The organism is Rhizorhapis sp., from assembly GCF_035276005.1.
Classification (GTDB): domain Bacteria; phylum Pseudomonadota; class Alphaproteobacteria; order Sphingomonadales; family Sphingomonadaceae; genus Rhizorhapis.
The window spans coordinates 36,565-46,387 of record NZ_DATEMB010000003.1; the positions used below are offsets into that span (position 1 = coordinate 36,565).

10 protein-coding genes and 1 tRNA gene are annotated in these 9,823 nt (G+C 60.4%); 4 read left to right on the forward strand and 7 right to left on the reverse strand.

Features of this window, described 5'->3' with window-relative positions; translation table 11 throughout:
* Positions 1–107: 107 nt before the first annotated feature.
* Both VJS46_RS00660 and VJS46_RS00665 read right to left on the reverse strand, forming a co-directional pair.
* Complete coding sequence (locus VJS46_RS00660) at positions 108–752, reverse strand: histidine phosphotransferase family protein (RefSeq protein ID WP_324057408.1); 645 nt, start codon at positions 750–752, stop codon at positions 108–110.
* Positions 753–916: 164 nt separating this feature from the next.
* On the reverse strand, positions 917–1,339 hold the full coding sequence (locus tag VJS46_RS00665) for a M67 family metallopeptidase (RefSeq protein WP_324057410.1): 423 nt from the start codon (positions 1,337–1,339) through the stop codon (positions 917–919).
* A 16-nt stretch (positions 1,340–1,355) separates the two neighbouring features.
* Here VJS46_RS00665 and VJS46_RS00670 point away from each other — a divergent pair, with 16 nt between their 5' ends.
* The 3 genes from VJS46_RS00670 (at position 1,356) to mtgA (ending at position 4,225) form a co-directional block, all read left to right on the forward strand.
* On the forward strand, positions 1,356–2,309 hold the full coding sequence (locus VJS46_RS00670) for an RluA family pseudouridine synthase (RefSeq protein WP_324057412.1): 954 nt from the start codon (positions 1,356–1,358) through the stop codon (positions 2,307–2,309).
* 90 nt (positions 2,310–2,399) lie between these two features.
* Positions 2,400–3,308 (forward strand): RNA polymerase sigma factor RpoH, encoded by a 909-nt coding sequence (gene rpoH / locus VJS46_RS00675; protein ID WP_324057414.1) that lies wholly within the window; start codon positions 2,400–2,402, stop codon positions 3,306–3,308.
* A gap of 233 nt (positions 3,309–3,541) precedes the next feature.
* On the forward strand, positions 3,542–4,225 hold the full coding sequence (gene mtgA / locus VJS46_RS00680; RefSeq protein ID WP_324057415.1) for a monofunctional biosynthetic peptidoglycan transglycosylase: 684 nt from the start codon (positions 3,542–3,544) through the stop codon (positions 4,223–4,225).
* Positions 4,226–4,423: 198 nt separating this feature from the next.
* Here the strand turns inward: mtgA and clpX are convergent, their stop codons facing one another.
* The 5 genes from clpX to VJS46_RS00705 form a co-directional block, all read right to left on the reverse strand.
* Positions 4,424–5,689, reverse strand: coding sequence for an ATP-dependent Clp protease ATP-binding subunit ClpX (gene clpX, locus VJS46_RS00685; protein ID WP_324057416.1), 1,266 nt, complete (start codon positions 5,687–5,689; stop codon positions 4,424–4,426).
* A 242-nt stretch (positions 5,690–5,931) separates the two neighbouring features.
* On the reverse strand, positions 5,932–6,576 hold the full coding sequence (gene clpP, locus VJS46_RS00690; protein WP_324057417.1) for an ATP-dependent Clp endopeptidase proteolytic subunit ClpP: 645 nt from the start codon (positions 6,574–6,576) through the stop codon (positions 5,932–5,934).
* An 18-nt stretch (positions 6,577–6,594) separates the two neighbouring features.
* Complete coding sequence (locus VJS46_RS00695; RefSeq protein WP_324057420.1) at positions 6,595–7,605, reverse strand: glycosyltransferase family 2 protein; 1,011 nt, start codon at positions 7,603–7,605, stop codon at positions 6,595–6,597.
* A gap of 118 nt (positions 7,606–7,723) precedes the next feature.
* Positions 7,724–9,286, reverse strand: coding sequence for a trigger factor (gene tig, locus VJS46_RS00700; RefSeq protein WP_324057418.1), 1,563 nt, complete (start codon positions 9,284–9,286; stop codon positions 7,724–7,726).
* A 70-nt stretch (positions 9,287–9,356) separates the two neighbouring features.
* A tRNA-Leu gene (locus VJS46_RS00705) sits at positions 9,357–9,441 on the reverse strand.
* A gap of 128 nt (positions 9,442–9,569) precedes the next feature.
* Here VJS46_RS00705 and VJS46_RS00710 point away from each other — a divergent pair.
* Positions 9,570–9,755 carry a hypothetical protein gene (locus VJS46_RS00710; protein WP_324057419.1) on the forward strand — a complete coding sequence of 62 codons (186 nt, stop codon included), beginning with the start codon at positions 9,570–9,572 and terminating at the stop codon, positions 9,753–9,755.
* Positions 9,756–9,823: the final 68 nt, after the last annotated feature.

Consider the following 9,823-nt stretch of genomic DNA (forward strand, 5'->3'; position numbering starts at 1 on the left):
GAAGGCAGGAACCCCGCTTAACGCATCAATGTCACCAAAACGAAGCTGGATTCCTGTCTGCGCAAGGATGACGTATCATTTGCCGCGGATACGGAACCGCCCTTCCCTCACCGCCTGGGAACGCTCACGCCGAACAGCAGCACCGGGTCATTGGGTTCCGACAGCATCACCTGCCCGCCCGCTCCGGTCACAAGCCGATTGACCATCCAGGCAGCCGCTGCGCGCGGCGTCAGGCTTTCCTGCCTCGCTTCGCCCTGGAGCGCGGCGCGCAATTCCCCATCCAGCACGATCCGCGGGCCCTCCGCCCGAACCACGATTTCAGTGGCTCCTTCACGGCTTTCCGCGCCGATGTCGAGCTGGCCGCCGCGCACCAGCGCTTCTCCGGCAATCAGCGACAGGTTCAGCAATATCTTGACCGCCGCCTTGCTAAGGCTGTCCTCAGCCACGAGCCAGCCGACATTCACCCGGCCGCCGGACGAGAATATGCCCTCGATAGCCGACTTGGCTTCTCCTGCGGGCACCATGTCGCCAAACCCGCCTGCCGAGCCAAAGGCCAGCCGGAAATATTTGAGCTTGTTGGCAGACGTCCGGGCGCTTTCGGCCAGCAGTTCAAGGCAGCGGGCCCGCATCTCCGGGTCATTCTCATCCGCCAGCAGTTCCAACCCATTGTTGAGCGCCCCGATCGGGCTCAACAGGTCATGGCACAGGCGCGAACAGAGCAGGGCGGCGAAATCGATACTCTCTACGGTCATTCATCCCATCCTGTGCAACAAGAACTATTCCCCCGGCACCATTTGCCCTGAGCCTGCCCAGGGGACCCGCTTTTGCAAAGAAAAAACAAGGGCTTCGGCAAGCTCAGCCCAAAAGGTGTCGAGTATAGATTGTGTCGCTGTCTCTAATGCAGGACCGGGACTCGCTATGCAAGCTCGACATCACCACAAATCTCCATCGGCTCAGCCTGGAAACGCCCCTGGACAGGGCCGTGCTCCACCGCCCGCCAAAGCGCTGCCTCCCCTCCCGCGACGAGAAGCCAGAGCGAACCGTCCGGCAGGGCGCAGGCGGCATCCGTAGCGGAGGGCAGCGCCCAGCCAGAGGGATGCGAATGATAATGGCCGATGACGCGGGGCCCGCCTTCCCTCGCCGCCTTGTAGGCCGCGAGGAGGAGCGCTGGATCGAGTTCGAAATGGCGGCATGGATCGGGCGCCACATTGGCAGCAAAATGCACGGCTATTATGCTCTGCTCATCGCCGAGCAGCAGCCCGCATCGCTCCGCCTTTTCGTCGCGCGCGGCATCCGAAACGATGCTGTCAAGCAGAGTTCTTGATATGCGGATTGCCATGGCTATATCCTAATATGTGAATTCGGGGGCTTCCAGCATCAACGCCATCATCACTGAAGATTGCGACGGCATGCGCCTTGACCGCGCACTTGCCGTGCTGATGCCGGACATGTCCCGCGAACGGCTGAAATCGCTGATCCTGGAGGGCAAGGTCACCCGCGAGCAAAGGCCGGTGGCAGCCCCCTCGCACAAGGTCAGCGAAGGCGAACATTATGCCATCACCGTCCCTCCCCCGGCTGAGGCCGAAGCGGTCCCCCAGGACATTCCGCTCAACATCGCCTATGAGGATGAGCATCTGATCGTCGTCGACAAGCCTGCGGGCCTTGTCGTGCACCCGGCGGCCGGGAACCCTGACGGTACGCTCGTCAACGCCCTTCTCCATCACTGCCGGGGCCAGCTTTCCGGCATAGGAGGCGTGGCGCGCCCCGGCATTGTCCACAGGATCGACAAGGATACATCCGGCCTTCTCGTCGTTGCGAAAACGGACAAAGCGCATGAGGGGCTCGCATCGCAATTTTCGGCGCACAGCATCGACCGGCGCTATTTCGCCATCGTCAGCGGGCGTCCTTCCCCTGCCAGGGGGACGGTCAACGCATGGATGGGCCGCTCGTCGCATGACCGCAAGAAAATGGCGGTCCAGCACGAGGGGCGAGGCAAGCACGCTATAACGCATTATGATGTCAAGGAGCTGCTGTACGATGCCGCACTCGTCGAATGCCGGCTGGAAACGGGACGCACACACCAGGTCCGCGTCCATATGGCGCATATCGGCCACGCGCTGGTCGGCGATCCGGTCTATGGCCGCCCGCGAAAACCGCACCGGCCAATATTGGAAAAGCTGGGTTTCAAAAGGCAGGCGTTGCACGCGGCAAGGCTTGGTTTTATCCACCCAGTCAATAGCAGGACTATGACCTTCGAAAGTGAAATTCCTGCTGACATGCAGGAACTGTTAAGGCACCTTCGCGTATAAATAGTTATAAGAAAATCGCGCCCTTTCATCCATTAACATGGTATAAAGGACGGATAAGAAACGATAATAGGGAAAGCGAGTAATCCTATCATGGCCACCGGAACCAATGTCCCAGCGACAATTCCTGCGCTTGGCGGTGATGCAAGTCTGAACCGCTATCTGGCGGAGATTCGGAAATTCCCGATCCTCACGCCGGAGCAGGAATATATGCTCGCGAAGCGCTATGCCGAGCATCAGGATCCTGAAGCTGCGGCGCAGCTCGTGACGTCGCATCTTCGCCTCGTCGCGAAGATCGCGATGGGCTATCGCGGCTATGGCCTTCCCATGAGCGAACTGATTTCCGAGGGCAATATCGGCCTGATGCAGGGCGTGAAGAAGTTCGAGCCTGATCGCGGCTTCCGCCTCGCCACCTATGCGATGTGGTGGATCCGCGCCTCCATCCAGGAATTCATCCTGCGGAGCTGGAGCCTGGTGAAGATGGGCACCACCGCGGCACAGAAGAAGCTGTTCTTCAATCTCCGCCGCATGAAGAACAATCTCGAAGCGTTCGAGGACGGCGATCTGCGTCCCGAGGATGTGGAGAAGATCGCGACCGATCTCGGCGTATCCAACGAGGACGTCGTCAGCATGAACCGCCGCATGGCAATGGGCGGGGATACCTCGCTCAACGTGCCGATGCGGGAGGATGGCGACGGTCAATGGCAGGACTGGTTGTCCGACGAAGGCCCGTTGCAGGACGAACGCGTTGCGGACGCCCAGGAAGCTGATGTCCGGCATGGAATGCTGGTCGAAGCCATGGCCGACCTCAATGAGCGCGAAAAGCACATCCTCGCCGAACGCCGCCTTGCCGAAGAGCCCAAGACGCTTGAGGAACTGAGCCAGGTCTATGGCGTCAGCCGCGAACGCGTGCGCCAGATCGAAGTCCGGGCCTTCGAGAAGCTGCAAAAGGCAATGATGCGCATCGCGGGCGACCGCAAGCTGCTGCCCGCGGGGCTTTAACCTGCCTTATACTCCTCTCCCATAGGGAGAGGGAGACTTGGGTCGACATAGTCGGTCCTAGTCGAAGTTGGGTGAGGGGAACGCTGCTGATAGGGCACAACTCCTCACCAACTCCGGCTAGGCTACGAGCAGGCAAGCCTCCATAGCCTCTCCCTATGGGAGAGGGAAAATAGCACCCCCCTCCTTCCACATATCCTGATGACGCACGCAAAACTCCGCGCTAATCATCACGCATGGCTAACAAAACGGGTTCACGCGGCATCCTTCGCTCCGCGTTCAAGATACTGATTTACTTCGTCCTCTTTTCTGTCCTTTGGGTGCTTCTCTACCGCTTCGTGCCGCCGCCTGTGACTGCGACCATGATCCTCGATGGCAAGGGCATCACCAAGGACTGGATGCCGCTGGATGACATCGACCCTGACATGGCGCGGGCCGTCATCGCCGGGGAGGACGCCAAATTCTGCACACATCACGGCTTCGACCGCGAGGCCATATTGGACGCGATGCGGCGCAATGCCGATGGCGGCCGTATCCGCGGCGGCTCCACTATCAGTCAGCAGACCGCCAAAAATGCCTTCCTGTGGCAGGGCGGCTGGTTCTTCCGCAAGGCCCTGGAGGCTTGGTTCACGGTTCTGATAGAGACGCTCTGGCCCAAGAAGCGGATCATGGAAGTCTATCTCAACGTCGCGGAGACGGGCATCGGCACCTATGGTGTAGAGGCCGGCGCCATCCGCTACTTCAATCATGGCGCTGACCGTCTTTCCCGCACCGAAGCCGCCCGCATCGCCGCCGTTCTGCCGCTCCCCAAGAAGCGGGCTGCAATCTCACCCACCGGCTTCACCCGCCGCTATGGCAACAGCATCATGCGGCGGATCGGCGTGGTGAAGCGGGACGGGCTGGATGCGTGCTTGAAATGACGGCACCATAAGCACCGTTCGGGCTGAGCTTGTCGAAACCCTTCCCCTTTCTGAAGGGCAAGGGAGCCCTTCAAGCTCAAGGCGAACAGACCTGAAGTCTATTGAGCGGCGGCAAGCCGTTCTGCGCGAAGGCAGACTTTTGCATAAGCTTTAGAAGGCCGACATTCCCGCAATGGGGGAATCATCGCGACGGGACTTTTAAGCCGCGTCGCCGGTCTTCCGCCGCTCGCTGAACACCCGCACCGGCTCCTTGCGGCCTTCGACCACATCCTTGTCAATGACCACTTCGCCAACCCCTTGCATGGACGGCAGGTCGAACATGGTGTCGAGCAGGATCGCCTCGAGGATCGAGCGCAGCCCGCGTGCACCGGTCTTCCGCTCGATAGCGCGCTTCGCAACAGCCACGAGCGCGTCATCCGTGAAGGTCAGTTCGACATTCTCCATGTCGAACAGTTTCTTATACTGTTTGACCAGCGCGTTCTTGGGCTCAGCCAAGATCTTGACCAGCGCCTCATTGTCGAGGTCTTCAAGCGTGGCGATGACTGGCAGACGGCCTACAAATTCTGGGATAAGGCCGAATTTGAGCAGGTCCTCCGGCTCGCACTGACGCAGCAGCTCGCCGGTGCGGCGTTCCTCGGGCGCCGCGACATGGGCGCCAAAGCCGATCGACTTCGCCTCCAGCCGGTCACCGATGATCTTCTCCAGTCCCGCAAAGGCGCCGCCGCAGATGAACAATATGTTGGTCGTGTCGACCTGCAGGAATTCCTGCTGCGGATGCTTGCGGCCGCCCTGGGGGGGAACACTGGCGGTGGTGCCTTCCATCAGCTTCAGCAGCGCCTGCTGCACGCCTTCGCCCGACACGTCCCGGGTGATGGAGGGGTTTTCGGCCTTGCGACTGATCTTGTCGATCTCGTCAATATAGACGATGCCCCGCTGCGCCTTTTCGACATTATAGTCGCTGGCCTGCAGCAGCTTTAGAATGATGTTCTCCACATCCTCGCCGACATAGCCCGCCTCGGTGAGGGTGGTGGCGTCGGCCATGGTGAAGGGCACGTCAAACGTCTTGGCGAGCGTCTGCGCCAGCAGCGTCTTGCCGCAGCCGGTGGGGCCGACCAGCAGGATGTTGGACTTGGCGAGTTCCACATCGCCCGCCTTCGTCCCGTGGTTGAGGCGCTTGTAATGGTTGTGGACTGCGACTGAAAGCACGCGCTTTGCCTGTGCCTGGCCGATCACATAATCATCCAGCACGTCGCAGATTTCCTGGGGTGTCGGTACGCCGCCATCCTTGCGGCCTACGAGGCCGCCCTTGGTTTCCTCGCGGATGATGTCGTTGCACAGTTCAACGCATTCATCGCAAATGAATACCGTCGGCCCTGCTATCAGCTTGCGCACCTCATGTTGCGACTTCCCGCAGAAGCTGCAGTAAAGGGTGCTTTTCGAATCAGAGCCCGTCAATTTCGTCATCTTACCTTCCCTGTGCCCGTGATACGGACACATGATTCTGGGCATGTTGCCCGCATTCCTGCTGCCGAACAATGGCAATTTTTCTTTTGGGCACGGCTCAAAAGGTAATCCGTGAAATCTGAGCCTGCAAACCCGTTAACGTCTTTTTTTCCATGGCGGCCCGTCAAAACCGCACATGAAAAGGGGCGCAGTACATAGCCGCGCCCGATTTCACCTTCGATTCCAACCCTGTGCAGCGTGGCTTAACTCTCCAACCTTGGCGTTTCCTCGGTCGCTGCCGGACGGCGGTCGAACACCTCGTCGATAAGGCCGAAAGCCTTGGCTTCATCCGCTTCAAGGAAAGTGTCGCGGTCCATCGCCGTTTCGATCTTCTCAAGCGCTTGTCCCGTATATTTGGAATAGAGATTGTTCATCCGGCTGCGGATACGAAGGATTTCCTTCGCTTGGATCTCGATGTCCGACGCCATGCCCTGCGCGCCGCCTGAGGGTTGGTGAATCATGATGCGGGCATTGGACAGCGCCACGCGCATGCCGGGCTCGCCTGCCGCGAGCAGGAAGCTGCCCATGGAGGCCGCCTGGCCGATGCACACCGTGCCCACGCGCGGGCGGATATATTGCATGGTGTCGTGGATCGCCATGCCCGCCGTCACCACACCGCCCGGCGAGTTGATGTACATGTAAATGTCCTTTTTCGGGTTTTCCGACTCAAGGAACAGCAATTGCGCCACGATGAGCGAGGCCATCTGGTCCTCGACCGCCCCGGTGACGAACACGATGCGCTCGCGCAGCAGGCGGGAGAAGATGTCGAAGCTGCGTTCACCGCGGTTCGACTGCTCAATTACGATGGGAACGAGCGCGCTGACCGGATCAGGGAATTTATCGTGCATTGAGACTCTTTCTTCTCTTTATCGATGTGCCGCCCCTACATCGGAGCAAATCGCCGAAGCTTCAAGGGGGCATGCTTCCGCTGGCGCCGGAAAGGCAAGATAGGCGAGCCGCTTCATCTCCTTCCTGCCCCGCACCACTGTATCGAGGATAAGTCCGCACATTCCGTTAAGAACGCCGATAATCATCAGGCCCGTGATCAGGATGGCCGTCGGAAATCGCGGCACAAGGCCGGTTTGCGCATAGGTGATGAAAAGCGGCACCGCGAGCATGACGCCAGCAAGGACCAGTGCTGCGCCTACGCCTCCAAAGAACCAGATCGGCTGTTCGATCCTGAATAGGGTGAAGATGGTGCGGAGGATTCGCCAGCCGTCGCGATAAGTGCTGAGCTTGCTGACAGAACCCTCCGGCCGGGCGGCATAGACGGTCACATGTTCAGCGACCGGCATGCGCAATTCGAGCGCGTGGACGCTCATTTCCGTTTCGATCTCGAAACCTGCCGAGAGTACCGGAAAGCTTTTCACGAACCGCCGGGAAAAGACCCGGTAACCGGAAAGAATGTCCGTGAAGCTGCGCCCGAACAGATAGCGCAGCAGGCCGGTCAGCACCCGATTGCCAAGCCGATGGCCGCGGCGATAGGCGGCCTCCACCTCGGATTTGCGGGCGCCAACGACCATATCGAGATTGTCGCGCAGCATGTCCCCGACCATGGCGGGGGCCGCCGACGCGTCATAGGTCGCATCGCCGTCGGCCATGACATAGATATCGGCCTCCACATCAGCGAACATGCGGCGGACCACATGACCCTTTCCCTGTTGGCTGACGCTGCGCACGATGGCGCCCGCGCCAGCAGCGATGGCGCGGGAATCGTCGGTGCTGTTGTTGTCGTAAACGTAGATGCTGGCGGTAGGCAGCGCGGCGGCAAAAGCTTGGACCGTCTGCGCGATCGCCTTTGCCTCATTATAGCAGGGCAGGATAACGGCAATGCGGAGATCGCCGGGGATCGAGATATTCGCCCCATCCCCTTCAATGGAGATGGCCGGGGAGAAGGGGCTGGACGCTAGGTTTTCCACGACGGACTCCGGCACTCCCCTCCCGGCTAAGCTTCGCTTCGTCCCCTCCCCCTGAAGAGGAGAGGGGATTACACTGTTACTCAGCTTTCTTGGCGGGCTTCTTCGCAGCAGCCTTTTTGGGCTTTTCTTCGCCCTCGTCCTCAGCCTTGGCGGCAGCGGCCTTTTTCGGCGCGGCCTTCTTGGCGGGCTTTTCTTCAGCCGCAGGAGCCTCCTCGGCAGCATCCTTCTTCTTGGGCGCAGCCTTCTTGGCCTTGGGCTTCTCGTCATGATCATGATCGTGGCCACAGCCCGGACCATGCACATGACCTTCCTCGTCGGCCTCGATTGCCGTTTCCAGCTCTTCGCGGCCTACCGCGCGGTCGGTGATCTCTGCCTTATCGAACAGGAAGTCGACGACCTTGTCCTCATAGAGCGGCGCGCGCAGCTGGGCGGCGGCCATCGGCTCCTGCTGGACATATTGGATGAAGCGTTCGCGGTCCTTCGGGTTATACTGCTGGGCAGCCTGCATGATGAGGCGGCTCATTTCCTGCTGACTGACTTCAACCCCATTGGCCTGGCCGATTTCGGACAGCAGCAGGCCCAGCCGCACGCGGCGTACCGCGATGGCGCGATATTCCTCGCGGTCCTTCTCCATCTCGGCCTTGGCTGCCTCGGGATCGGCCTCATGGCCCGCCTCATGCTCCAACTGGCGCCAGATCTGCTGGAATTCCGCCTCGACCATGCTCGGCGGCACCTCAAAGTCATGCGACGCAGCAAGCTGATCGAGCAGCTTGCGCTTCATATAGGTGCGGGTCAGGTTGTTATGTTCCTGCTCGATCTGCCCTTTGAACAAGTTGCGGAGCTGCTCGAGCCCTTCCAGGCCCAGCGTCTTGGCGAATTCATCATCGATGACCGCTTCGACCGAAACCTTCACTTCCTTGATGCTGAGATCGAAGGTCGCCGCCTTGCCCTTCAGATTCTCGGCGCCATAATCATCGGGGAAAGTGACGTTGATCGTCTTTTCCTCACCCGCCTGGACGCCGGTCAGTTGATCTTCAAATCCGGGAATCAGATTGCCCGAGCCGATCACAACCGCCATGCCCTCGCCCGTGCCGCCGTCAAAGGCGACGCCGTCGACCTTGCCGACAAAGTCTATCACGACCTGGTCGCCCTCGGCGGCCTTGTGGCCTTCAGGCGCGTCCTCATAGCGCTTTTGACCGGCTGCAAAGCGGTTGACTGCTTCGTCGACCTGCTCGTCCTTGACCTCGACGGTCAGGCGCTCGAGCTTCAGGCCCTCAATGGAGGGGGCGGGCACTTCCGGCAGCACCTCCAGCTCGACCTTGACCTCGGCATCCTTGCCGAGTTCATAACCGTCGTTCAACTCGACCGAAGGCTGCATGGCGGGGCGCAGCTTGTTGTCGGCCAGCAGCTTCTGCACGCCTTCCTGGATCGAATTGTTGAGCGCATCGCGCTGCAGCGATTCCCCGTGCATCTTGCGGATAAGGTTCGCGGGGACCTTGCCGGGCCGGAAGCCGGGCATGCGCACCTGCGGCGCGATGGTCTTCACTTCCTTTTCGACGCGCGCGTCGATGTCCTTGGCGGTGATGGTCAGGGTATAGGCGCGCTTCAGGCCCTCGTTCAACGTTTCGACAGTCTGCATTTTTTTACTCTAACGCTTTCTAAAGCTTGAATTTCGCTCGCTGGGCCGATGCGTGGGCTAGCAGCGAAGCTGGTGCGGGCGAAGGGACTTGAACCCCCACATCTTTCGATACCAGAACCTAAATCTGGCGCGTCTACCAGTTTCGCCACGCCCGCATCGGTCGCCGGTCGGCGCGGCATAGATCAGATGACCGCGAAGGGCAAGTATATGCTGGCACCACCGCCGCCACCGAAAGGAACCGATACGCAGCGCAAACGTAACTGTTCCGTAAAAGGAGTGCCCCATGGCAACCAACCCAGTCGAAATCCCCCAGCCCGACCGCATCGAACCGCAGTCACCGCCGGAAACGCCGCCAGACAGCCCGCCGAGCGAAGACCCCTTCGAAGAGCCGCCGGAAATCCTGCCTGAGAAGCCCGATTATGACAAACCCGACCGGGGCCCGATAGAAACGCCCCCTCCGCCGGATTGAAACATCGCGCCGGACGACGCCAGCCGGCTACGCTGCATCACCGCCGGTTAGAAACCAGCACTCTCCGC